This is a genomic window from Rubrivivax gelatinosus IL144 (assembly GCF_000284255.1).
GTDB lineage: Bacteria > Pseudomonadota > Gammaproteobacteria > Burkholderiales > Burkholderiaceae_C > Rubrivivax > Rubrivivax gelatinosus_A.
Genome location: NC_017075.1, coordinates 4,324,656 through 4,347,049, shown reverse-complemented (window position 1 = coordinate 4,347,049; position 22,394 = coordinate 4,324,656). Strand labels below are relative to the sequence as shown.

Here is a 22,394-nt window from a genome sequence, read left to right as displayed (position 1 = left end):
GAGGCGTGCGACGGCCGGCGTGCTTCAGCAGCAGCGAGCCACGGTCGCCGGGTGGCCGGTTCCGTTCATGTCCCCCGGCCCGGCAGGCCGGGCCTCCTCCTAATACTTCACTCCACCAGCCACCCGACGCCCGCGGCAGCCACCCGTGGTGGTGTGCGCGTGGTGTGCCACGAGCGGTTCGGACACGCCCCGACGTCCGGCTCTTGCGCTGCTGCTCGCGGACGTGCCCCAACGTTTCCTTCGTGAGCTTGGGAGGCGTGCGACGGCCGGCGTGCTTCAGCAGCAGCGAGCCACGGTCGCCGGGTGGCCGGTTCCGTTCATGTCCCCCGGCCCGGCAGGCCGGGCCTCCTCCTAATACTTCACTCCACCGGCCACCCGACGCCCGCGGCAGCCACCCGTGGTGGTGTGCGCGTGGTGTGCCACGAGCGGTTCGGACACGCCCCGGCGGCCGGCTCTTGCGCTGCTGCTCGCGGACGTGCCCCAACGTTTCCTTCGTGAGCTTGGGAGGCGTGTGACGGCCGGCGTGCTTCAGCCGCAGCGAGCCGCGGTCGCCGGGTGGCCGGTTCCGTTCATGTCCCCCGGCCCGGCAAGCCGGGCCTCCTCCTGATACTTCACTCCACCGGCCACCCGACGCCCGCGGCTGCCACCGAGGTGGCGTGCCACCCGTGGTGTGCCTGTGCCGTTGGGGAGCCGGGGGGTGGGGCGTGTCCCGCAGCGAAGTATTAGGAGGAGGCGACGGCCGCAGGCCGGCGCCGGGGGACATGAGCGGAGGGATACGCCCCACCCCCCGGCTCTCGCGCCGCTGCGGGAACGCGTGCACAGCTACACGCCTCATGGCCGAGCCTCCAGCACCGCCTGCAGCAGCGCCTGCGCCACCTGGGCGACCGAGGGCAGGGTTTCGGGGCGCACCGCATGCAGCGGCATCAGCACCGTGCCGTCGGTGCGGAAGAGATGGCCGTCGTGGCCGATGCCGGGTGTGGTGACGGGGATGAAGACCGTGCCGGGGCGGCGGCAGGCGGTGGCCTGGGCGGGGTGGCCGAGCACGACCATCGGCAGATCGCTGGCCGGGGGCGCGGCATCGGGGTCGAAGCTGGAGACCCAGAGCAGCGCGTCGACGGCGCCGTCGGCCAGCAGGCGGTCGGTGGCGTAGAGGAAGGGTTCGTGCTCCAGCCCCAGCGTGCTGGCACGGGTGCGCAGCGGCAGGCCCGAGAGCCAGGTGAAGACCTGGCTGGCGGTCGCGGCGCCGTCGCCGCCGCCGATCCACAGCGCCGCGGCGCGGGTCGTGCGGTTCAGGTGGCCGACCGTGGCATGCACCGACTCGACGGCCAGCGCCGCCTGGGGCCCCAGGCGTGCCGGGGCGCCGACGAAGACCGCGTAGTGCGCCGCGCGCAGCCGCGCGGCCAGCGCCGCGAGCGCGCTGCCGTCGTCGGCCTGCGGGCGCGGCACCAGGCTCAGCAGGCGCTGCAGCGTCGCCGCGAGGTCGTCGCCCGGCGCGGCCGGCAGCATCTCGACCGTCACCGTGTCCGAGGCCCAGCCGGCCAGCGCCGCGTCGTCGCCGCCGGGGGCTGCCAGGGCGACGGCGTGGCGGCGCGGGCCGTCGGCGTCGCCCAGGCCGCAGCGCCAGGCGGTCAGCGGGGCCAGATCGGCCGGCACGCCGCCGACGAAGACGATCAGGTCGGCGCGCGTGCGCACCTCGCCCAGCGTCGTCGTGAACTGGCCGCGGTCCTGCAGCGCACGCAGGCCGGCGAACAAGGCTTCGCCGCCGGCGGCGTCGCTGATCGCGCCGGTGGCGCAGGCCAGCGGGTAGAGCGCCCGGGCGCCGGCGACGTCGGTGCCCAGGCCGGCGAACAGCGGCTGCGCCGCGCCGGCCAGGATCGCGGCGGCGGCGCCGAGTGCTGCGTCGTCGGTGGCCGGGCGGCCGTCGATCTCGGCGCGGGCCTCGGCCGGACGGCTGGCGAAACGCGCCAGCCGCGCCTCGGCACGGGGGCAGCGCTCGCCGGCCAGCGCCAGCGGCTCGTCGCCGCTGCCGACACGCACGCCGAGGTGGTCGCAGGCCAGCGGGCAGAAAGGACAGGTCCACGCGGACGGGGCCGCGGCGAGCTCGCTCATGGCGGGCTTAACGCAACACATGTGCCACCGCACCGTCCCTGCGCAGGCGGCCCGCGAGCGGCCAAAAGCGCAACACTGTGTCGCGCTTTTCGTGTCGCCGGGCCACCCGGACCGCGGGCAAAACGTCGTCCCGGCTCTCGGGGTAAACGCCGAGCGGCGGGCTCGGAAGCGCGCCGCCGGCGGCCCGGCGCGGCCTGCCGGCCGCCTCAGCGCGGCACGGCCACCGTTCGTGGCACGAAACGTGAACGCGCGGCGCTCATGCCGAGACCGCGCCCCCTTGCCTACGCCTCCGGCGCCAGCCGGCCGTCGTGCAGCGCGCTCGCGACCAGCCAGGCCTCGGCGCCGGCCTCGCGCGCGCGGCGCAGGTCGGCGCCGTCGCGCACGCCGCCGGCACCGATGAAGCGCGTCGCGGGTGAACGCGCGCGCAGCACGGCCATCGTCTCCAGGTCGGGCCCGGCGTCGCTGCCGACCCGCTCCAGCGTCATCACGATGACCTGGCGCGGCCAGCGTTCGGGCCTGTCCCAGGCGCCGGCGGCGTCCAGGCGCTGCGCGCCGCGGCGGTCCAGCGACAGGATGCCGGCTTCGGGCGTCGGGAAGCAGGCGTCCAGCGCCGCGCGCGAGACCAGCGATTCGCTGCCGAACACCGGCCGCACACGCGCCGCCGCGGCGCCGAGCCGCGCACGCAGCGTGGCGGCGGCCGTGGCGTCGGTGAAGCCGGCGTCCAGCCAGAGTTCGACGCCGGGCAGCGCCGCCAGCAGCGCGGCAAGCACATCGGCTTGCGGCCGGCCGTCGACGATCGCGTCGAGGTCGGCGACGTACAGCGTGGCCGAGGCGCAGGCCCGGCACAGCGCGCGCGCCACGGCCACCGGCTCGTGGCCGTCGACCAGGCGCGAGACCAGCGGCCGGTACGTGCCGCGCTCGCCGCGCTGGGCGCGCACGGCCACGCCATGCATCAGATCGACGACCGGGATCAGCCGCATCGGCGGGCTCCGAAGAAGAACCAAGGGGGCGCGATGACGCGCGTGTTCGTTTACGAGTATCTCAGCGGCGGCGGCCTGGTCGACGGCGACCCGGCCGCCAGCACGACGCTGATGCCGCTGGGCCAGGCGATGCGCGACGCGATGGCGCGCGACCTGCTGCGTGCCCGCCTCGGCCCGGTGACGGTGGCGACCTGCGCCGCCGCCGGCCCGGTGCCCGCCGGCACCCAGGCCGTCTGCGCCGCGCCGGGCGAAGCGCCCGAGGTCTTCGTCGCGCGCCAGGCGGCTCGCCACGACCTGGTCTGGGCCGTGGCGCCCGAATCCGACGGCCTGCTGGCGGCGATGCAGGCGGCGGTCGGCCGCTCGCGCTGGCTGGGCTGCGACGCGGCGGCGATCGCGCTGGCCTCGAGCAAGGGCGCGACGCTGGCGCGGCTGCGCGCGCACGGCATCGCGACGCCGCACGATCTGGCCGACGAAGCGACACGCTGGGTCGTCAAGCCCGACGACGGCGCCGGCGCGGTGGCGACCCAGGTCTGGACCAGCCGCGGTGCCGCCGCCGCCGACGCGCGTCGGCGCGAGAACGTCGGCGCCGCCGCCTGGCTGGAGCCCTGGGTCGACGGCGAGCCGATGAGCCTGTCGCTGCTGGCGCGTGCCGGACATGCCGAGCTGCTGTCGGTGAACCGCCAGCGCATCGCCGTCGACGGCGACGGCCTGCTGCGCTACGACGGCGTCGACCTGGACTGCGTGTCGCCGAACGATCCGAGACGCGCCACGCTGGCGACGCTCGCCGGGCGCGTGGCGGCGGCGATCCCCGGGCTCGCGGGTTTCGCCGGCGTCGACTTCGTCTGGCATCCGGCGCGCGGGCCGGTGGCCATCGAGGTCAACCCGCGCACCACCTGCGCCTTCGTCGGCCTGTCCGAGCGCCTGGGGCGCTGCCTGGCGGCCGACATCGTCGCCGCGCGCCGGGAGACGCTGCATGCCTGAGGCGGTGATCGGCTGGGACGTCGGCGGCGCGCACGTCAAGGCCGCACGCTGCGAGGGCGGCGCGGTCGTCGACGTCGTGCAGTGGCCTTGCCCGCTGTGGCATGGGCTGGACAAGCTCGACCGCGTGCTCGACGCCGCGCTGGAGCGCTGGCCCGACTTCGCGCACGCCGCGCACGCGGTGACGATGACCGGCGAGATGGCCGACTGCTTCGCCCACCGCGAGGACGGCGTCGCGCGCATCGCCGCGCGCCTGGCCGAACGCCTGCCGGCGCCGCGTTTCTTCGCCGGCGACGGCTGGTGCACGGCCGCCGAATGCGGCCCGCGCTGGGAGGCCGTGGCCTCGGCCAACTGGCTGGCCACCGCGCGCCACGCCGCCGCCGCGCTGGCGCCCGAGGCCGGGCTGCTGGTCGACGTCGGCAGCACCACGACCGACTTCATCGCCTTCGGCGGCGGCCGTGTGCTCGGCCCGAGCCGGCGCGACGTCGACCGCCTGGCCAGCGGCGAGCTCGTCTACCACGGCGTCGTGCGCACGCCGCTGTGCGCGCTGGCGCGGCGCATCCCCTGGCGCGGCCGGCCGCTGAACGTGATGAACGAATTCTTCGCCACGACGGCCGACCTCTACCGCCTGAGCGGCGAACTCGACCCGGCGCACGACCAGTACCCGGCCGCCGACGGCGGCGCCAAGGACACGGCCGGCAGCCGCGCGCGGCTGGCACGCATGATCGGCCTGGACGCGCGCGACGCGTCGGACGCCGAGTGGGACGAGTTCGCCCGCGCCTGGCGCGCCGAGCAGGCGGCCGAGCTGCGCGGCCAGCTCGCGCGCGTGGCCGCGGCCCAGGGCCTGCCGCGCGACGCCGTCGCGGTGGCCGCCGGCTGCGGCAGCTTCCTCGTCGCCGAGATCGTGCCGCCGGGCTGGCGTGTGCTGTCCTACGTCGGCGCGGTGGCCGCGATGGCGGCACGCGCGGCGCCGGGGGCCGCGGCCTGGGCCCAGGTCGCGGCGCCTGCCGTCGCGGTGGCGGCGCTGTACGAGCGGGAGGCCGGCCGATGTGGGTCGTGAAGATCGGCGGCAGCGTCAGCGAGGACGCGCTGTTCCCGGCCTGGCTGGACCTGCTGGTGCAGCTGGGCGGCGGCCGCGTGACGCTGGTCTGCGGCGGCGGCGGCTTCGCCGACCAGGTGCGCCATGCCCAGGCGCGCTGGCGTTTCGACGACCTCGCGGCGCACAACATGGCGGTGCTGGCGATGGCCCAGACCGCCTACCTCGCGCAGTCGCTGCAGCCGCGGCTGCGGCTGGCCGGCAGCCAGGAGCAGATCCGCGCCGTGCTGCACGCCGGCCAGACGGCGCTGTGGCTGCCGATGGAGTCGATGCGCGACGCGCCGAGCGCGCAGACGAGCTGGGAGATGAGCTCCGACAGCCTGGCGCTGGACCTGGCGCGCCGGCTCAACGCCGAGCGCCTGGTCGTCGTGAAGTCCTGCAGCGTCGATCCCACTGCGACGCTGGCCGAGCTGGGCCAGCGCGGCGTGCTCGACGGCCTGTTCGCCGGCATCGCGCGCGACGCGGCCTTCCCGATCGACGTCGTGCACCGTGCCGAACTCGGCCGGATGCGCGCGCTGCTGCTCGGCGAAGGGCGCGCCGTCGGCGCCTGATCAGGCCGCTGCGGCGACGGCCGGCTGGGCCAGCGCCTGGGCCAGCGCACGCACCCGCGCCGGCTCCAGCGTGCCGGCGCGGCCGCTGCTGCAGACGGCGCTGCGGAAGCCGGCGAAATGCGGCGCCAGCGCGGCCAGCCGCGGCAGATCGGGCGTGCGCAGGGCGCCGGCCAGGCCGACCGGCACGCCGGCTGCGCGCGCCGCCTCGACGAAGGCCGCCAGCGCGGCCGGCGGCACGAGGTCGAACAGCGAGCCGGCGTTCTTGTCGGCGGTGTCGATCATCAGCGCCCGGAATCGCAGTTCCAGCGCCAGCGCCACGAGCGCCATGTCCAGCCCGCGGTCGGCGACGAAGACCGGCACGACGGTGTGGCCGCAGCCGGCCAGCGCACGCAGCCGCGCCGCGGCCAGCGGCCCGGGCTCGATGCCGACCTTGACGAAACAGACGCCGGTGGCGGCCATCGCCGCGACCCGCGCCAGCAGCGCGGCGGGGTCTTCGTCGGCGGCGACGTCGCCGATCGTCGCGCTGGTCGGGCCGCCGAAGCCGCAGGCCAGCAGGCGCACGATGGCCGCGACGGTGGCCGTCGGCAGCGCGCCCAGCGCTCCGGCGGACGGGTCCTTGCAGTCGATGAAGTCGGCGCCGGCGGCGGCGGCGGCCAGAGCTTCGTGCGGGTCGCGCACGCTGACGAGCATTTTCATCACGCCGCCTCCGTGCGGGTGCGCCAGGCGCCGACGGCGTCGAGCAGCCAGCTCCAGGCCTCCCGTTCGGCCGGCCCGGCGGTCTTGTCGATCGCGATCTGCAGGTAACGCATCTCGGTGTCCACTTTCTCGGGCGCCAGCATGAACAGCCGGCTGACCAGCACCGCGGCTTCGACGACCGCCGCCTGCGCGCGGTTGAAGCCGACGAAAGGTGCGTGCGTCGCCTCGTGCAGCGGCGTCAGCGTCAGCATCGGCCGTTCGGCGTCGTCGGCGAGTTCGTCCAGGCGCAGCTCGACGTGGCGCAGCGCGGCGGCCAGGCGCAGCCCGCGGATGCGCTGCGCGCGCTCCAGCGGCCAGTCGTGCCGGCCGGTCACGCAGCCGGCGAAGACGCGCACGTCGGCGACGAGGTTCAGCACCGCGCAGCGGGTCGCGAGGATGTTGTCCAGCGTCGCCGACGGCCTGAAGGGCATCAGCACGACGCGGCCGTCGCGGTAACGCACGCCCATCGGCGCGACGTGCGGCCGGCCCTCGGGGTCGACCGTCGTGACCACGGTTTCGAAGATGGCTTCGGTGCTCATCGGCGCGGGGCGCGCACCAGGCGCGGGATCAGGAAGCAGGTGAGGTCCATTCGAGCGACAGCGCATGCAAGCGCTCTGCCAGCGCCGTTTCCAGTTCGGCCGGCGAGGCGACGACCTGGCAGAAGTCGAGCTGGCGCAGGCGCTCGACGTTGTCGAGCTCGATGCGCCGCGGGCGCAGTGTCACCCAGTCGTGCGGCGCCTTCGTGACGACCACCGGTTCGGTGTCGCAGGCAAAAACGAGGCCCGGGATGCCCAGCTTGCCGGCCTGCGCCAGCATGTTGGTCGGCAGCGTGTCGCTGATGCCGTAGGCGCATTTGGCGACGGTGTTGCTGGTCGCCGGCGCGATGACCACCGTGTGATAGACGTCGGTGTAGAGCCGGCCCACCGGCACCGCGCTGGCGGTCTTGTCGCGCACGATGCGCAGCCCGGGCGGGAAACGCTCGCGCAGCACCGGCAGCGTCCAGTGGTAGATGCCCAGCACCTCTTCGGCGGCCGAGGACAGGAACAGGTCCAGCTGCGGCAGCCGCGCCGCCAGCGCCAGCGATTCCTCGAGGTAGTGGCCCGAGCCGGTGATGCACCAGGCGAAACGCGAACGCGGCGCCGGCGGGCTGGCGAAGTCCTCGTCGCCGTCGGCCGTGGACTGCGGCGGCTCAGTCGGGGTGGGAGACCTCGATGTGGAGCTTGTGCAGTTTGCGGTACAGGGTGTTGCGGCTGACATCGAGCGCCTTGGCGACGTTGCTCACGTTCCAGCGATGCTGTTCGAGCAGTTGGAGCAGGACCTGGCGTTCGTTCGCCTGGATCGGGTTGAGCTTGACCGGCAGCGGCTCGGGCGCGGCGGCCACCGGCGCCACGGCCGGGGCCGCGATCACCGGCGGCGGCGCCAGCGGCGTGGCCTGCAGCGACGGCAGGTGCTCGCGCGTGATCGGCCGGCCGTCGGCCAGCGCCGCGGCGCTGCGCAGCACGTGGCGCAGCTGGCGCACGTTGCCCGGCCAGGCGTAGTCCATCAGCAGGCGTTCGGCCTCGGGTGTCAGCGTGCCGCTGCCTTCGGACTCGGCGGCCAGCACGGCCTGCAGCAGCTCGCGCCGGTCGCTGCGTTCGCGCAGCGCCGGCAGCGCGAGTTCGATGCCGGCCAGGCGGTAGTACAGGTCTTCGCGGAAACGGCCTTCGCGCACCAGCGTCGGCAGGTGGCGGTGGCTGGCGCTGACGAGCTGGAAGTCCACCGGGTGCGTCTCCTCGGTGCCCAGCGGCGTGACCTGGCGCTCGTCGAGCACCCGCAGCAGCCGCGCCTGCAGCTCCAGCGGCATGTCGCCGATCTCGTCGAGGAACAGCGTGCCGCCGTCGGCCTGCAGGATCTTGCCGCGCCGGCCGTTGCGCTGCGCGCCGGTGAAGGCGCCGGCGCGGTAGCCGAAGAGCTCGGACTCGATCAGCGTCTCGGGCAGGCTGGCGCAGTTGACGGCGACGAAGGCGCCGCCGGCGTGCGGGCTGGCCTCGTGCAGCGCCCGCGCGAAGACCTCCTTGCCCGAGCCGGTCTCGCCGGTCAGCAGCACCGGCGTGCGCCGGGCGACGACGCGGCGCGCCGTCTCGAGGTGGCGCACGAGGCGCGGGTCGCCGAAGGTCGTGCCGTCGGGCGTGCGCACGCCGCCACGGGCCGCCGCGCGCGCGGTGTTGGCCGCGGCGGTGGCCACCGGCGCCACGGCCTGAGCCGGCGCGTGCGGGTCGCTGGCCGGGCGGCGCGCGACGGCGAAGAAACGCAGCGCGGCGTTGGCGCGGTACATCACGACCGGGTGGAACGAAGCCGAGCTGCTGCGCTGCAGCATGTCTTCGAGCGAGGTCTCGAAGAGTTCGTCGAGGCGGCGGTCGCGGATCTCGTCCATCGATTGCAGCCCGAGCTGGAACAGCGCGCTGCGGTTGGCGGCGAGGATGCGGCCGTCCTCGCCGATCGCCAGCTTGCCTTCGTGCAGCGTGTAGACGAACTCGGGCCGGGCGTGGAAGTGCAGCGGGTGCGCGGCGCGGAAACGCGCGTCGAGCAGGCGGTTCTCGATCATGCGCGCCGTCATGCCCAGCAGCACCAGCAGGTGCTGCTGCATCAGGCTGGAGCGGCTGGTGACGTCGAGCACCGCGGCGATCTCGCCCTGCGGGTCGTAGACCGGCACCGCCGAGCAGGTGAGCTGGGCGAACTCGGGAAAGAAGTGGTCCTCGCGCCGCACCGACACCGGCCCGGCGGCGGCCAGGCAGGTGCCCATGCCGTTGGTGCCGGCGGCGGCTTCGCTCCAGCGGCCGCCGACACGCAGCCCCAGCGGGCCGACCTCGGCGCCGAACTCGGGCGTCGAGACCATGTGCACGATGACGCCGTCGGTGTCGGTCAGCACGACGGCCGACTCGGTGTCGGCGAGCTGCTGGAACAGCGTCGTCATCTCGTAGCGCGCGCAGGCGATGACGTCGGCGCGGCGCGCGCGGCGGTCTTCGAGTTCGGCGCGCGAGACGACGGCCGGCTCGTGGCGGCGCCCCGGGTCCAGCCGGTACTCGTTGACGCAGCGGGTCCAGGACTGGGCGACGACTTCGTTGCCGTCGTGCGCGCCGCCGCGCACGCGTTCGAGAATGCGGTCGGCATGCCGGTGGGCATCCCGCAGGCTGAGGCTCATGCGTTGTCTCCGTCGCGCCAAGGGCCGCGGTCGCCGCCGCGGTTTTTTCGATTCTTGGCGACGCGGCACCCGCGCCGTACCGGGTGAAACACGGGTGGGGGCGCCCCGGGCCTGCAACTTGCAGCCGGCGACGCAGTTGTTACACGAAGGACACGCCGATGCTGCCCCTGCCCGCCCCCCGCCCGCACGCCGAGCCCGACGCGTCGGCGCCGCTGGACATCGTGTTCATAGAAGGTTTCACCGGCGAGACGGTGATCGGCATCGACGACGGCGAGCTGCACGCGCCGCAGCCGCTGGTCATCGACGTTCACGCCGGCGTGTCGCGTTTTCGTGCCTGCGACACCGACCGCATCGCCGACACCATCCACTACGGCGTCGTGCGCGAACGCCTGCTGCGCCTGCTGGCCGAGCACCGCGTGCAGCTGCTCGAAGCCTTCGCCGAAGCGGTGGCCGAGATCCTGATCCGCGAGTTCGGCGCCGCCTGGGTGCGCGTCAAGGTCGCCAAGCCGCGCAAGTTCGCCGACCTGCAGGCCGTCGGCGTGCAGATCGAACGCCGCGCGCCGCCGCCAGACCGCACGGCGGCGCTGGTGCACCTGCTCGGCACGGGGCTGGCGCCGGCGCGGCGCTGACACCCGCGCCGCCCGCATGCAAAAGGCCGCCCGAGGGCGGCCTTTTTCTTGGTGTGCAGTGGGGTCAGGCCGCGGCGAAGGGATGCTGCGCAGACGCCTTCTTGGCCACGACTTCCGCCGCGGTCGGCGTGCCGGCGACGGCGCGCTGGATCGACTCGCGCGTGGCGCGGTAGTTGTAGTCCTGGATCTTCTTGTCGTCCTCGGCGAGCCAGTGGATGAAGACGCCGACGCAGATGAACAGGTTGTCGGCTTCGTCGGCCGGGATCGTGCCGTCCTCGACGCTGTCGGCCACCGCCATCGCGACGCCGCGCTGCGCCGGGCCGAACATCTGCACCGCCTGCTTGGCGCCCTTGATCGTGACCTTGTTGAACATCACGGTCGCCGGCTTGGTCAGCAGGTTGGGCGCGACGACGGCCAGCAGCGAGGTGAAACCGTCCTTGTTGTTGGTGAGCGCGTTCGCGAACGCGGATTCGGCCGGGCTGCCGCGCGGGCCGATGATCAGGTCGATGTGGGCGACTTCGTTGCCGTCGCCGACCAGTGATTCGCCGACCAGCATGCGATCGATCTTTGCCATGAGGGGTTTGTCTCCTTCGGTGGGTGGGGATGGCGGTGGCCGTGGGCGCGTCCCGCGAGGGGCGTCCTAATCACGTTCCATGCCACTCGCAGGGCGCATCCCCCACGAGTGCGGCGGCGAACAGCGCGGCCACCGTCAGATCGGCGCTGGTGCCGGGGTTCAGCCCCTCGTGCTTGAGCTGCTCGTCCCAGGCGGCGAAGCCGGCGTCGGCCTCGGGCGCCGGATGGCCGCGCCAGCGCTGCGCCGCGTGCAAGACAGTCTGTGCCACGGCCTCGCCGTGTTTTCGAACAATGTGTGAATCGGGCCAGCGTGCCAGGCATTCGAGGTGCAGGCGCTGCACGACGGCCGTCGTCGCGGCCCGGTCGCCGCCCGGAAAACCCTCGTTCTGCGCCTGCGCGGCGAGTGCCAGCACGTCGGCGAAACCGTTGGTGTACTGCGCCGCGATGCGGTCGCGGCCGGCGGCCAGCGCCATCGCGGCGCGCAGGTCGACGTCGGGCGCGGCGCGCACGTCCTGCTCGGGCGCCTGCCCCAGGCCGGCGGGTTGCGCGCGGGCGATCGCGCGGAAGGCCGCGGCGGCGTCGGCGACGTCGAGCGCGCCCAGCACGCCGGCCAGCGTGTCGCCCAGCGCCGCCAGCGAAGCCGTCGCGCCCGGCGCTTCGGCGGCACGCGCCAGCGGCGCGGCCAGCAGCACGATGCCGAGGTTGGTGTTGCAGCCGACGGCGGCCCAGGTGGCCTCGACTGCGGCTTCGATGCGTTCGCCGACGGCGGTGCCGGGCGTGGTGATCGGCGCCGCGGCCGCGGCCGCGCTGGCGACGAAGTCTTCGGCCTGCATGCGGTGGCCCGGCGAGGCGCGGCTGACGTTGCCGGGCTTGCGCACCGCGACGTCCAGCGCACAGGCCAGCGTGAAGGCGGCGGCGGCGTTCACGCGCGGCGGCGCGCCGCGCCGGCGGCGACACGGCGCTGCAGCAGGTCGTCGACCAGGGCCTGGGCGATGTCGAAGGGCGTCACACGCTGCAGCCCCTGCCAGGCGGCGACGCCGTTGACCTCCAGCACCTGCAGCGGCGCGGCGCCGGGCGCGGGGATGATGTCGACGCCGGCGTAGTCGAGTTCCAGCGCCGCCGCGGCGTCTTCGGCCAGCCGCGCCAGCGCCGGCTCCAGCGCCGCCGGCAGGCAGCGTGCGCCTTGCGCGACGTTGTGGACCCAGTGCGTGCTGACACGCCGCATCGCCGCCACCGCACGCCCGCCGACGACGAGCACGCGCCAGTCGAAGCCGGGCTCGGCAAGCGCCGGCACACGGCGCTGCAGATAGGCCAGGCGGCCGTAACCGGCGTCCAGCGCCGGCAGCGGCCGGTGTTCGCCGTCGACGAGGCCAACGAGCTGCAAGCCCTTGCCCTGCGAGCCGAACAGGGGTTTGAGCACCAGCGCGTGGCCGGCGGCGCTCTCGCGCATCACCAGGCGCTGGGCCTCGACCGGCGACTCGATGGCCCAGGTCGGCGGCGTCGGCAGGCCGGCGGCGTGCAGCAGCAGCGAGGTCGCCGACTTGTCGACGCTGCGCTCGATGGCGCGGGCGTCGTTGTAGACCGGCACGCCCAGCGCGCGCAGCGCGTGCAGCACGCCCAGGCGTTTGGTCACCTGCTCGAAGCTGCCGCCGGCGATGCCGCGCACCAGCGCCGCGTCGGGCAGTTCACGGCCGAAACCCGGGATCACCAGGCCGTGCCAGGCGGCGGTGGTGTCGATGCGGCAGTCGGCCAGGTCGACGCAGCGGCCGAGCGCGCCGCGTGCGCGCAGCGCGGCCTGCAGCCGGCGTGTGTGCCAGCCGGTCTCGTCGGCGAAGATCGCGACACGCAGGCCGTTCCCGCTCACGACGCCTCCTGCCACAGGCGCTGCAGCAGCGCGAGGTCGGTGCCGCCGGCGTGCCAGGTGCGGCCGGTGGCGACGTTGCTGACCCAGACCTCGGCCGGCGCGAACAGCGCCGGGTCGATCTTGTAGAAGTCGAAGCCGGCGTCGCGGAAGGTCTGCGCGAAGGAGCGGCCGTAGTCCGGCGAGTTGCGGCAGGGCAGGGCACGCGCCAGGCGCTCGGCCTCGGCGTCGCTGCCGCGCACCGACAGGTGGACGCGCCCGCCGTAGAGGATGGCGTCGTTGGTGCGGCCCATGGCCTCGACGCCGTCGGGGTGCGGCGCCGGCAGCGGCGCCCAGCCGACGCCGTCGACGACGTCGGCGAGCGCGAAGTGCAGCTCGTGCGCCTTGTGCAGCGCCACTTCGAGCACCCGCGCGACGACCTGCGTCGTGCCGGCGGCGCTGCGTGTGGGCGTCAGCACGATCGTCAGCGCCTCGGGCGCCAGCGCGCAGTCGCGCAGGATCTTGTCGACGACGACGGCCGGCGGCGGCCGGTCGACCTCCATCACCAGCACGCCGCGCGTGCCGTGGTCGCGCCAATCGAGTTCGCCGTACAGCGCTTCCTTGGCGGCGAGCGCACGCGCCGGGCCCGAGCCCAGCGCGAAGAACTTCTTGCCGCCGGTCTCCTCCTTGCTGGCCGCCAGGCTCCAGCCGGCGTACTGCGAGCCCAGGCAGGCCAGCACCGGCAGCGAGCTGCGCACCTGCACCCAGGTCGGCCAGTCGGGGCCGGGGGCGAGCTCGACCCGGCCCAGGCCGCCGAGGCAGATCTCGCCGACCAGCAGCCCGGCGGCGACGCTGCCCGGCGCGGCGATGCCGGCGTCGACCAGGCGCACGCCGCGTTCGTCGCGCGAGACCTCGACGCCCAGCGCCGCGGCCTCGTCGCACAGGCGTTCGACCCAGGGTGCGACGTGCTCGTTGAGCGCGATCGTGGCGCCGGGCAGCGGCGCGGCAGAGCGGTCGTTCATCGGTTCTCCAGGAAGGCGAGCAAGGCCTCGCGGCGCGTGGCCAGCGCCGCCAGCACCTCGGCGGCGTCGGCGCCGGCAGCCGCCAGGCTGCAGACCGGGTCGCCGACGTCGAAACGCTGGCCGCCACGCGGCCAGTCGCGCGCCAGCGGCGTGGCGGCGATGCGCGCCGCGGCGATGTCGTCGAGCACCAGCGCACGGCGAGCGAAGACGATCTCGTGGCCGTTCAGCACCCGCGGCGGCGGCGGGGGCGGCGGCAGCTCGGCGCGTGTCACCGCACGCAGGTGGGCGCGCAAGGCGCCGCCGCGTCCGACCTCGGGGTAGAGCTCGGCGCTGGCCGGCGGCCGGGCGTTGAGTTCCAGCAGCTCGGCGTGCTCGCCGTCGAGCAGGAAGTCCAGGCTGGCCAGGCCGTGCAGGTCGAAACGCCGCGCCAGCACCGAGGCCGCACGCACGATGGTTCGTTCGACCGCCGGCGGCACCGGCAGCGGGCCGACGATGCCGGCGAAGACCCAGCGCCGGCCGGCGACCGGGCGCACGGTCTGCAGGTTGAAGCCGAGCACGACGGCGTCGTGGCCGTTGGCGACCAGCGTCGCCGACATCGGCAGGCCCGGGCGCCAGCGCTGCCAGTAGCGGCCGGGCGCGGCGGGGCGGTCGGGCGCCGCCTCCTGCACGTGCCAGCCGCCGCTGCCGCCGGCGTCCTTCTCCAGCCAGCCGGCGGGGTCGGCCGGCGGCTCGAAGCTCACCGCCGGATGCGGCAGGCCCAGGTCGTCGAGGGCGGCGAAGAAGGCGCGCGGGTCGCGCAGCCGGCGCAGCGCGCCGCCGCCGGTGCCCAGCAGCGGCAGGCGCTCGGCACCGGCTTCGAGCAGGCCCGGCCGGCCGTCGAAACCCGCCCCGGCGATCCAGCCGTCGACGTCGCCGTCGCGCGCCAGCGCTTCCAGCGCGGCGAGCAGCCGCGTGCCGTCGATCTCCAGCCGGCCCGGCGTGCCGATCGGATGCCAGTGCGCCGCACGCTTGACGGTGTCGGCGTCGCCGAAGACGTCGAGCGCGACGACCGCCATGCCGTCGAGCGCCGCCAGGTCGACCAGCGCCCGCGCGGACAGGGCGGCGACGGCCAGCATCAGCCGCCCGCCGCGGCCTTCTCGGCCAGCCAGCCGCGTGCGGTCTCGAAGGCGTCGCCGAAGCTGTAGCAGACCGCCTTCTCGGCTTCCCGCATGCGCTGCAGCAGCCGATGCTGGGTCTGGTACTTGACGTTGCCGATGGCCAGCGCGCCGATGCCCAGCGCCTGGGTGCCGGCCAGCGGCTTGGCGTCGTCCATCACGCCGACGCCGGCGATGCCCTCGGGCGGCACGGCGTTGACGTCGGCGGCGACCTTCAGCGCACCGGCGTGTGTCAGATCCTCGGCCGACACCGCCTGCACGCCGGCCTTGGCGCAGGACAGCACGACGTCGGCTTCGGCGAGCGAGTGGCGCACGGCGTTGGCGTCGCCGCCGGAGATGCCGTGCAGCGTGACGCCGAAGTGTTTCGCGGTCTCGGTCGCCGCTTCCTCGGCGGCATCGATGCCCTGGCGGCTGGACAGCAGCACCGTTGCGCCGGCCTGGGCGGCGATGACCGCGGCGATGCGGCCCACCGGCCCGGTGCCGCCGAGCACGACGACGCGCTGGCCGGCGAGGCCTTCGCCGCGTGTCTTCAGCGCCTGCTCGACGCAGGCGACCATCGCCGCGGCCGTCGTGTAGGCGCCGCTGGGGTCGGCCATCAGCGAGACGACGAAGGGTTTGACCATCGCCGCCTGGGCCTTCTTCAGCATGTCGGCGGCGAGCAGCGCGTCGCGGCCGCCGATGAAGATGCCGGTGCGCGCCACGCCCTTGGGGCCGCGCGAGAAGATCGCGTCCTGCGTCATGCCGGCCACCGCGTCGAGGCCGACCTCGCCATAGGGCACGACGAGCTGGTAGCCGGCGTCGGCGGCCATGTTGACGTCGAAGGGGCTCATCTGCTTGCCCGGCGTGAACATGTGCAGGATGTACGGACGTTCCATCGTTTGGCTCGGCTGGGAGTTCAGGCGACGCGGGCGCCATGGGCGCGCGCGGCCACGGTGGTGAGGGCCAGCGCCGGGGAGACGACGCCGGCGGCGCGCGCCGCGTCGAGCAGGCGCGCCGCGGCGGCGGCCGAGGGCACGATCGCGAAGCCGGTCGGCCCCCAGGAGCTCTGGCCGACGGCGGCGGCGTCGCCGGCTTCGGCGTGCATCCACTGCAGCAGCCGGCCGACCTCGGCGCTGGTGTAGGCGCTGCCGTCCTGGGCCGGCGCGAAATGGCCGCCGAGCAGGTCCTGCACGCGGTTCAGCCCGGCGGCGAAGGCCGTGAAGTCGTCGCCGGCGGCGCCCGGCAGCACGCGCATCAGCACCTGGTGGCAGAGCTCGGCGGCGCCAACGGCGGGCAGCGGCGGCAGCGCGGCGATGGCGCGTTTCTCCTCGTCGCCCGACAGCCCGCGGCGCCCCGGATGGCGCACGACGATGACCCGCCAGGCCGCCGGCAGCGCCAGCCGCGCCAGCACCGGCGCCGGCGAGCCGTCGCGGCCCGGGCCGCCGTCGACGATCAGCCCGCCGGCGTCGAAACCGGCGATGCCGATGCCCGAACGCCGGCCGCGGCCCAGCCAGGCGGCGATCTGCGGTGTCGACAGTAGCAGCCCGTGAAGCTGGACGAAGGCCCGGCCCAGTGCCAGCGCGAGCTGGGTGCCCGAGCCGAAGCCGGCGTGCGGCGGCAGCACCCGCACCAGGCGCAGCGCCAGCGGCGCGTCGAAGCCGCTGAGTTCGCGCAGGCGCGTGAGGTGGTCGAGCGCACGTTCCAGTTCGGCCTGGCCGTCCTCGGTGTCGGCGACGGCCGAGTCGTGCTCGGCGAAAGCCAGTTCGAGTTCGGTCTCGAAACCGTCGATGACCAGCCCCAGGCTGCCGAAACGCCGGCCCAGCGTGCCCGCCGGGTCGAGGAAACCCAGGTGCAGCCGGCCGGGGGCGCGCACGGCGACACGCACCGGGGCCTCAGCGCGGACGGGCAGGGGCGACAGCATGGTCGGCTCGCGGACGGTGGACGGCGCTCATGCCGCCACCGTTGCAAGACATGTTCCTTCGCCGCGCGCGGCGCCCGACGTGCGGGAATACCCGCAGAAAAGCGCGGATCGCGGCGCTTTAAGGCGCGTTCGCTGTGCCGCGCCGGGGACACTGTGTCAGCGCAGCGGCGCCGATCACTCGTACTTGAGGTACTTGAAACGCGGGTCGTCGGGCGTGCCTTCGAACACCGGGTCGGCCTCGCGTCCGGGCTGCCACATCAGCACCTCGTCGATCTTCTTCGCCAGCGCGAAGTCCTTCTCGGTGATGCCCTTGGCGTCGTGCGTCTGCAGCTTCACCGTGACGAAGGCGTAGGACACCGTCAGGTCGGGGTGGTGCCAGGCGGCCTCGGCGAGGTGGCCGACGGTGTTGACGACCATCAGCGTGCCCTTCCAGCCGGCGGTCTTGTACTTGCGGCGGATCCAGCCGTCTTCGTAATGCCAGGCCGGCAGTTCGTCCTTCAGCCGGGCTTCGACCTCGTCGACGGCGAACGGCTCGTTCGCCGGCTTCCTGCGCCAAGTCGTCATCGTGCGTCCTTCCTGCTCCGGGGTGGAGCGGCCGGGCGCGACGATGACACGAGGCCGGCGCCCGCGTGGGCGCCGAGGTTTATGCGCGCTGAATCGCCTTGAACTTCTTCGTCTGCTCGACGAGCGCGCCTTCGACCGGCAGGCGCTCCATGCTCGACGCACCGTAGAAGCCGTTGACCTCGGGGCAGTGGTCGAGGATGTACTGCGCGTCCTCGGGCTGGGCGATCGGGCCGCCGTGGCAGAGCACGATGATGTCGGGCTTCACGCGGCGCGCGGCCTCGGCCCAGGCGTTGATGCGCGGCACGCAGTCGGCCAGCGTCAGCGCGGTCTCGGCGCCGATCGCGCCGCCGGTCGTCAGCCCCATGTGCGGCACCAGGATGTCGGCGCCGGCGCGCGCCATGTCGGCGGCGCTGGTCTCGTCGAAGACGTAGGGCGTGGTCAGCAGGTCCAGCTCGGCCGCGGCGCGGATCATGTCGACTTCCAGGCCGTAGCCCATGCCGGTCTCTTCGAGGTTGGCGCGGAAGGTCCCGTCGATCAGGCCCACGGTCGGGAAGTTCTGCACGCCGGAGAAGCCGACGGCGATCAGCTGCTGCAGGAAGTGATCGCGCAGCATGAACGGGTCGGTGCCGTTGACGCCGGCCAGCACCGGGGTGCGGCGCACCATCGGCAGCACTTCCTTGGCCATGTCGAGCACGATCTCGTTGGCGTTGCCGTAGGCCAGCAGGCCGGCGAGCGAACCGCGCCCGGCCATGCGGTAGCGGCCCGAGTTGTAGATGACGATGAGGTCGATGCCGCCGGCCTCCTCGCCCTTGGCCGACAGGCCGGTGCCGGCGCCGCCGCCGATGATGGGTTCGCCGCGCGCGATCTTGGCGCGGAAGGTGTCGAGGATCTGCTGGCGGGGAATGCGTGCCATCGTGTTCTCCTGCGCCGGCCTCAGCCGGCGATCTCCTTGAAGGCTTCGACCAGCTGGCGGGCGAAGCTCGGGTCGTTGACGTGCAGCGGGCTGCGGATCAGCCGGCGGTTTTCGGTGGCCTGGAAGTCCTGCTCTATGGTGTCGAACAGCGCCGCGTCGGCGGCCGGGTCCCAGAAGGGCAGGCCTTGCGCGTCGAGCATCGAGACGCCGCCTTCGGGCAGGAAGAAACGCACCGGCCCGTCCATGCGGTTGAGCTTGGCGGCGATGAAGCGCCCCATCGCGACGTTCTCGTCGACGCTGGTGCGCATCAGCGTGACGTTGGCGTTGTGCTTGTAGAGATTGCGCTGGCGGTAGCGCTCGGGCACGGTGTCGATGGCGCCGAAGTTCACCATGTCCAGCGCGCCGCAGGAGCCGACGTAGGGCACGCGGCTGCGTGCGATGGCGTCGAAACGTTCCGGCCCGGCGCTGAAGACGCCGCCCATCAGCTCGTCGGCGACCTCGGTCGTCGTCGCGTCGATGACGCCGGCCAGCAGGTGCGAGTCGGCGAGTTTCTCCATCGACTGGCCGCCGGTGCCGGTGGCGTGGAACACCAGGCAGTCGTAGTCGGGCTCCAGCAGCGCGGTCATCGCCTGCACGCAGGGCGTCGTGACGCCGAACATCGTCAGCCCGATCGCCGGCTTCGTCGACGTGAACTCGGCGCGTTCGCGCACCATGCCGCCCATCGCGTGCGCGGCGTTGGCCAGCACACGCTGGCTGATGCGGTTGAGGCCCTGCACGTCGGTGACCGAATACATCATGCAGATGTCGCTGGGGCCGACGTAGGGCCGCACGTCGCCCGAGGCGACGGTGCTGACCATCAGCTTGGGTACGCCGACCGGCAAGGCGCGCATCGCCGGCGTGGCCAGCGCGGTGGCGCCCGAGCCGCCGGCCGACAGCAGCCCGGCGATGTCGTCGCGGCCGCGCACGAAGTGTTCGAAGGCCTGCGCCATCGCGATCACCGCGCTGCCGCGGTCGCCGGTGAAGACTGCCGCCGCGCCTTGCGGGTGGCAGGCCGCCACCTCCTCGGCCGTGACGTCGACGCCGGCGCCGCGGCCCTGCGTCGAGAGATCCACGGTGCGCGTGGCCACGCCCATCGCGGCCAGGCAGTCGCGCAGGAAGACGAGTTCACGCGCCTTGGTGTCGAAAGTGCCGGCGACGACGGCGTAGCGGGGGGCGGTCGGGTCCATGCTGCTCCTCGGGAATGGAGACGTCAGGCTGAAAATGAGACGAGTGTCTCACCGCGCGACCTGTGTTGCAATCCGCGCCAACCCCCGCCCCGCGATGCCCAAGACGACCCGTTCCTCGCTGCCCGCCCCGCCGCCGACCGTCGAGATCGAAGGCGGCATCCGCGGCGCGACGCGGCGCCTGCTGCTCGACGCGGCGATGGCGCTGATCCGCGAAGGCCAGGTGCCGACGCTGCCCGAGGTGGCGCGCCGCGCCGAGGTCTCGCGCGCCACGGCCTACCGCTATTTCCCCAGCCGCAGCGCGCTGGTCACCGCGGTGATCGACGTCTCGCTGGGGCCGCTGCGCAGCTTCGACTCCAGCGAGCCCGACGGCCGTCGCCGCGTGGCCGAACTCTTCGCCTCGACCTTCCCGCGTTTTCGCGAGTTCGAGCCGCAGATGCGTGCCGCGGTGCAGCTCTCGCTGGAGCACTGGGCGCTGGAACGCGCCGGGCGGCTGAAGGAAGAGCCCTACCGCCGCGGCCACCGCGTCGGCATCCTTGCGCATGCGATCGAGCCGCTGGCCGCCGAGCTGCCGGCGGCCTCGCTGGCGCGGCTGCACCGTGCGCTGTCGGTGCTCTACGGCATCGAGGCGCGGGTCGTGCTGAAGGACTTGTGGGGCGCGTCGGACGCCGAGGTCGACGCCACCGTCGGCTGGATGGCCGAGGCGCTGGTCGATGCGTCGCTGCGCCAGGCCGCCGCGGCGCCGAAGACACGAAGGACCGCACGATGAACGAAGCACTGCCGCCGCTGCCGACGATCACGCCCGGCCGCTACCGCCACTACAAAGGCGGCGAGTACGAGGTGCTGGGCGTCGTGCGTCACAGCGAGACGCTGCAGCCGCTGGTGCTGTACCGGCCGCTTTACGCCAGCGCCGACACCTGGGTGCGGCCGTTCGCGATGTTCGGCGAGACCGTCGTCGTCGACGGCCGCGAACGCCCGCGCTTCGAGCGTTTCGGCTGAAGCCCGCCCCGCCACGCGCCGGTCGGCTGCCGATTAGCATGGCCGCCCCGACCGACGAGGCCCCCCGATGAGCCGCCCCTATCGCATCGCGCTGATCCCCGGAGACGGAATCGGCAAGGAAGTCGCCCCCGAAGGCCTGCGCGCTGTGCGCCGCGCGGCCGAACGTTTCGGCCTGGCGCTGGAGTTCACCGAGATCGAGTGGGCGAGCTGCGACTACTACCGGCAGCACGGCACGATGATGCCGGACGACTGGAAGGAGCAGCTCGGCGGCATGGACGCCATCTTCTTCGGCGCCGTCGGCTGGCCGGCGACGGTGCCCGACAACGTCTCGCTCTGGGGCAGCCTGCTGAAGTTCCGCCGCGAGTTCGACCAGTACGTCAACCTGCGCCCGGTGCGCCTGTTCGACGGCGTGCCCTGTCCGCTGGCCGGGCGCAAGCCGGGCGACCTGGACTACCTGATCGTGCGCGAGAACACCGAGGGCGAATACACCAACCTCGGCGGCACGATGTTCGCGGGCACCGAGCGCGAGATCGTCATCCAGGAGTCGGTCTTCAGCCGCCACGGCACCGACCGCGTGCTGAAGTTCGCCTTCGAGCTGGCCGCGTCGCGCGCACGCCGGCACCTGACGGTGGCGACCAAGAGCAACGGCGTCGCGATCAGCATGCCGTGGTGGGATTCGCGTGCCGATGAGATGGCGAAGGCCTACCCGCAGGTCGCCGTCGACAAGCAGCACATCGACATCCTGACTGCGCGCTTCGTGCTGCAGCCGCAGCGTTTCGACGTCGTCGTCGCCAGCAACCTGTTCGGCGACATCCTGTCCGACCTGGGCCCTGCGACCGCCGGCACGATCGGCCTGGCGCCGTCGGCCAACCTGAACCCCGAGCGCCGTTTCCCGTCGCTGTTCGAGCCCGTGCACGGCTCGGCGCCGGACATCTACGGCCGCAACATCGCCAACCCGATCGCGATGATCTGGTCGGGCGCGCTGATGCTGGACTTCCTGACCGGCGGCGAAGGCGCCGGCCGCGCCGCCCACGACGCCATCGTGCGCGCCATCGAAACCGTGCTGCGCGAAGGCCCGCGCACGCCCGACCTGGGCGGCAGCGCCAGCACCACCGAGCTCGGCGAGGCGGTGGCGGCGCTGATCTGAGCCCGTCCCTTCGGGGGACCAATTCCGCCTTGGCGGCGACCACGGGCGCGCCGACAGTGCCGGCCAGGAGGATGGCATGGTGAAACAGCTCGACATGCGCTGGCATCGGTCTCTGCTCAGGTGCTGCGGCCAGGTCAGGGCCAAGGCCCGTGACAACCAGCCCTGCGGCCACCGCCCATGATCACACCGCTGCTGGCGACCGAGGCCATCACGCTGCGCATCGCCACGGTTCGTGGCCAGCGCGTCCTGCTGGACGCTGACCTGGCTGCGCTCTACGAGGTCGAAACGAAGCGGTTCAACGAGGCGGTCCGCCGCAACCTGTCCAAGTTCCCGGCCGACTTCATGTTCCAGCTCACGTCCGAGGAGTGGGGAACTCTAAGGTCGCAACTTGCGACCTTAGACGCTGCACCCGGCGGCCGCGGCCAGCACCGCAAGTACTTGCCTTATGCCTTCACCGAGCACGGGGCGATCATGGCCGCGAACCTGCTGAGCAGCCCGCGTGCCATCGAGGTGTCGGTATACGTTGTGCGGGCCTCTGTGCACATGCGCGAACTGATGACGCCGCCCGACCCGCCGAAGCGGCCGATCGGGTTCGTGCAGCCGGAGCACAACAACGAGAAGGCGAAGGGAACGCGGTAGAGCCCCATCGGTCGCGGCGGACGGCCTTGCAGGCCGCGCCGGGCCAGTGGCCCGGCTCTTCGCCAGGCGCGATCCGTCCACTGGACGGATCGCGTCCGGGCTCAGCCCTGCAGGCCGCGCAGCGATGTCAGCGAGCGCCGGCAAAACAACTCGCTCTCCGC

At 73.7% G+C, this 22,394-nt stretch carries 24 protein-coding genes; 8 read left to right on the top strand and 16 right to left on the bottom strand.

Going from position 1 to position 22,394, the window contains the following annotated elements; genetic code table 11:
• Positions 1 to 831: 831 nt before the first annotated feature.
• Both RGE_RS19720 and RGE_RS19715 read right to left on the bottom strand, forming a co-directional pair.
• Entirely contained in the window at positions 832 to 2,109 is a 1,278-nt protein-coding gene (locus tag RGE_RS19720) for a molybdopterin-binding domain-containing protein (RefSeq protein ID WP_014430224.1), read from the bottom strand.
• 281 nt (positions 2,110 to 2,390) lie between these two features.
• Positions 2,391 to 3,089 carry a HisA/HisF-related TIM barrel protein gene (locus RGE_RS19715; protein WP_014430223.1) on the bottom strand — a complete coding sequence of 233 codons (699 nt, stop codon included), beginning with the start codon at positions 3,087 to 3,089 and terminating at the stop codon, positions 2,391 to 2,393.
• Positions 3,090 to 3,122: 33 nt separating this feature from the next.
• Here RGE_RS19715 and RGE_RS19710 point away from each other — a divergent pair, with 33 nt between their 5' ends.
• The 3 genes from RGE_RS19710 to RGE_RS19700 are packed head-to-tail and all read left to right on the top strand — an operon-like array spanning position 3,123 to position 5,714.
• Positions 3,123 to 4,070, top strand: coding sequence for an ATP-grasp domain-containing protein (locus RGE_RS19710; RefSeq protein ID WP_014430222.1), 948 nt, complete (start codon positions 3,123 to 3,125; stop codon positions 4,068 to 4,070).
• Positions 4,063 to 5,127 (top strand): hydantoinase/oxoprolinase family protein, encoded by a 1,065-nt coding sequence (locus RGE_RS19705; protein WP_014430221.1) that lies wholly within the window; start codon positions 4,063 to 4,065, stop codon positions 5,125 to 5,127. Before RGE_RS19710 ends, RGE_RS19705 begins: the two co-directional genes overlap by 8 nt.
• Entirely contained in the window at positions 5,115 to 5,714 is a 600-nt protein-coding gene (locus tag RGE_RS19700; protein ID WP_014430220.1) for an amino acid kinase family protein, read from the top strand. Before RGE_RS19705 ends, RGE_RS19700 begins: the two co-directional genes overlap by 13 nt.
• On the opposite strand, the gene RGE_RS19695 is transcribed toward RGE_RS19700, so the two are convergent.
• The 4 genes from RGE_RS19695 to RGE_RS19680 are packed head-to-tail and all read right to left on the bottom strand — an operon-like array spanning position 5,715 to position 9,630.
• On the bottom strand, positions 5,715 to 6,410 hold the full coding sequence (locus tag RGE_RS19695; RefSeq protein WP_043784307.1) for a (5-formylfuran-3-yl)methyl phosphate synthase: 696 nt from the start codon (positions 6,408 to 6,410) through the stop codon (positions 5,715 to 5,717).
• Positions 6,410 to 6,988, bottom strand: coding sequence for a DUF447 domain-containing protein (locus tag RGE_RS19690; RefSeq protein WP_014430218.1), 579 nt, complete (start codon positions 6,986 to 6,988; stop codon positions 6,410 to 6,412). The genes RGE_RS19695 and RGE_RS19690 overlap by 1 nt, the downstream gene beginning before the upstream one ends.
• Before the next feature lie 28 nt (positions 6,989 to 7,016).
• A complete protein-coding gene (locus RGE_RS19685; protein ID WP_014430217.1) occupies positions 7,017 to 7,706 on the bottom strand; it encodes a flavoprotein in 690 nt (229 codons plus the stop codon).
• Positions 7,639 to 9,630, bottom strand: coding sequence for a sigma-54-dependent Fis family transcriptional regulator (locus RGE_RS19680; RefSeq protein WP_014430216.1), 1,992 nt, complete (start codon positions 9,628 to 9,630; stop codon positions 7,639 to 7,641). Before RGE_RS19680 ends, RGE_RS19685 begins: the two co-directional genes overlap by 68 nt.
• 158 nt (positions 9,631 to 9,788) lie before the next feature.
• Here RGE_RS19680 and RGE_RS19675 point away from each other — a divergent pair, with 158 nt between their 5' ends.
• Positions 9,789 to 10,259 carry a dihydroneopterin aldolase gene (locus RGE_RS19675; RefSeq protein WP_014430215.1) on the top strand — a complete coding sequence of 157 codons (471 nt, stop codon included), beginning with the start codon at positions 9,789 to 9,791 and terminating at the stop codon, positions 10,257 to 10,259.
• Positions 10,260 to 10,323: 64 nt separating this feature from the next.
• On the opposite strand, the gene fae is transcribed toward RGE_RS19675, so the two are convergent.
• From fae to RGE_RS19625, 10 genes are all read right to left on the bottom strand, one after another.
• A complete protein-coding gene (gene fae, locus RGE_RS19670) occupies positions 10,324 to 10,833 on the bottom strand; it encodes a formaldehyde-activating enzyme (RefSeq protein ID WP_014430214.1) in 510 nt (169 codons plus the stop codon).
• A gap of 70 nt (positions 10,834 to 10,903) precedes the next feature.
• Positions 10,904 to 11,758: a triphosphoribosyl-dephospho-CoA synthase gene (locus tag RGE_RS19665; RefSeq protein ID WP_014430213.1), complete on the bottom strand. Its 855-nt coding sequence runs from the start codon at positions 11,756 to 11,758 to the stop codon at positions 10,904 to 10,906.
• Complete coding sequence (locus RGE_RS19660) at positions 11,755 to 12,696, bottom strand: ATP-grasp domain-containing protein (protein WP_014430212.1); 942 nt, start codon at positions 12,694 to 12,696, stop codon at positions 11,755 to 11,757. The genes RGE_RS19665 and RGE_RS19660 overlap by 4 nt, the downstream gene beginning before the upstream one ends.
• Positions 12,693 to 13,694 carry a methenyltetrahydromethanopterin cyclohydrolase gene (gene mch, locus RGE_RS19655; RefSeq protein ID WP_014430211.1) on the bottom strand — a complete coding sequence of 334 codons (1,002 nt, stop codon included), beginning with the start codon at positions 13,692 to 13,694 and terminating at the stop codon, positions 12,693 to 12,695. The genes RGE_RS19660 and mch overlap by 4 nt, the downstream gene beginning before the upstream one ends.
• A complete protein-coding gene (locus RGE_RS19650; RefSeq protein WP_014430210.1) occupies positions 13,691 to 14,809 on the bottom strand; it encodes an ATP-grasp domain-containing protein in 1,119 nt (372 codons plus the stop codon). The genes mch and RGE_RS19650 overlap by 4 nt, the downstream gene beginning before the upstream one ends.
• Positions 14,809 to 15,723, bottom strand: a complete 915-nt coding sequence (locus tag RGE_RS19645) for an NAD(P)-dependent methylenetetrahydromethanopterin dehydrogenase (protein WP_014430209.1) — start codon at positions 15,721 to 15,723, stop codon at positions 14,809 to 14,811. The genes RGE_RS19650 and RGE_RS19645 overlap by 1 nt, the downstream gene beginning before the upstream one ends.
• A 20-nt stretch (positions 15,724 to 15,743) precedes the next feature.
• Positions 15,744 to 16,748: a beta-ribofuranosylaminobenzene 5'-phosphate synthase family protein gene (locus RGE_RS19640; RefSeq protein ID WP_014430208.1), complete on the bottom strand. Its 1,005-nt coding sequence runs from the start codon at positions 16,746 to 16,748 to the stop codon at positions 15,744 to 15,746.
• 174 nt (positions 16,749 to 16,922) lie between these two features.
• Positions 16,923 to 17,312: a 4a-hydroxytetrahydrobiopterin dehydratase gene (locus RGE_RS19635; RefSeq protein WP_014430207.1), complete on the bottom strand. Its 390-nt coding sequence runs from the start codon at positions 17,310 to 17,312 to the stop codon at positions 16,923 to 16,925.
• A 79-nt stretch (positions 17,313 to 17,391) separates the two neighbouring features.
• Positions 17,392 to 18,225, bottom strand: a complete 834-nt coding sequence (locus tag RGE_RS19630) for a phosphoenolpyruvate hydrolase family protein (RefSeq protein ID WP_014430206.1) — start codon at positions 18,223 to 18,225, stop codon at positions 17,392 to 17,394.
• Positions 18,226 to 18,245: 20 nt separating this feature from the next.
• Positions 18,246 to 19,451: a Tm-1-like ATP-binding domain-containing protein gene (locus RGE_RS19625; RefSeq protein ID WP_014430205.1), complete on the bottom strand. Its 1,206-nt coding sequence runs from the start codon at positions 19,449 to 19,451 to the stop codon at positions 18,246 to 18,248.
• A gap of 94 nt (positions 19,452 to 19,545) precedes the next feature.
• Here RGE_RS19625 and RGE_RS19620 point away from each other — a divergent pair, with 94 nt between their 5' ends.
• From RGE_RS19620 to RGE_RS19605, 4 genes are all read left to right on the top strand, one after another.
• On the top strand, positions 19,546 to 20,217 hold the full coding sequence (locus RGE_RS19620) for a TetR/AcrR family transcriptional regulator (RefSeq protein WP_014430204.1): 672 nt from the start codon (positions 19,546 to 19,548) through the stop codon (positions 20,215 to 20,217).
• Positions 20,214 to 20,447, top strand: a complete 234-nt coding sequence (locus RGE_RS19615) for a DUF1653 domain-containing protein (protein ID WP_014430203.1) — start codon at positions 20,214 to 20,216, stop codon at positions 20,445 to 20,447. Before RGE_RS19620 ends, RGE_RS19615 begins: the two co-directional genes overlap by 4 nt.
• A 67-nt stretch (positions 20,448 to 20,514) precedes the next feature.
• The gene (locus tag RGE_RS19610; protein WP_014430202.1) at positions 20,515 to 21,594 is read left to right on the top strand and encodes a tartrate dehydrogenase; all 1,080 of its coding nucleotides are present in this window, start codon (positions 20,515 to 20,517) and stop codon (positions 21,592 to 21,594) included.
• Between the two features lie 177 nt (positions 21,595 to 21,771).
• The gene (locus RGE_RS19605) at positions 21,772 to 22,233 is read left to right on the top strand and encodes an ORF6N domain-containing protein (protein WP_014430201.1); all 462 of its coding nucleotides are present in this window, start codon (positions 21,772 to 21,774) and stop codon (positions 22,231 to 22,233) included.
• Positions 22,234 to 22,394: the final 161 nt, after the last annotated feature.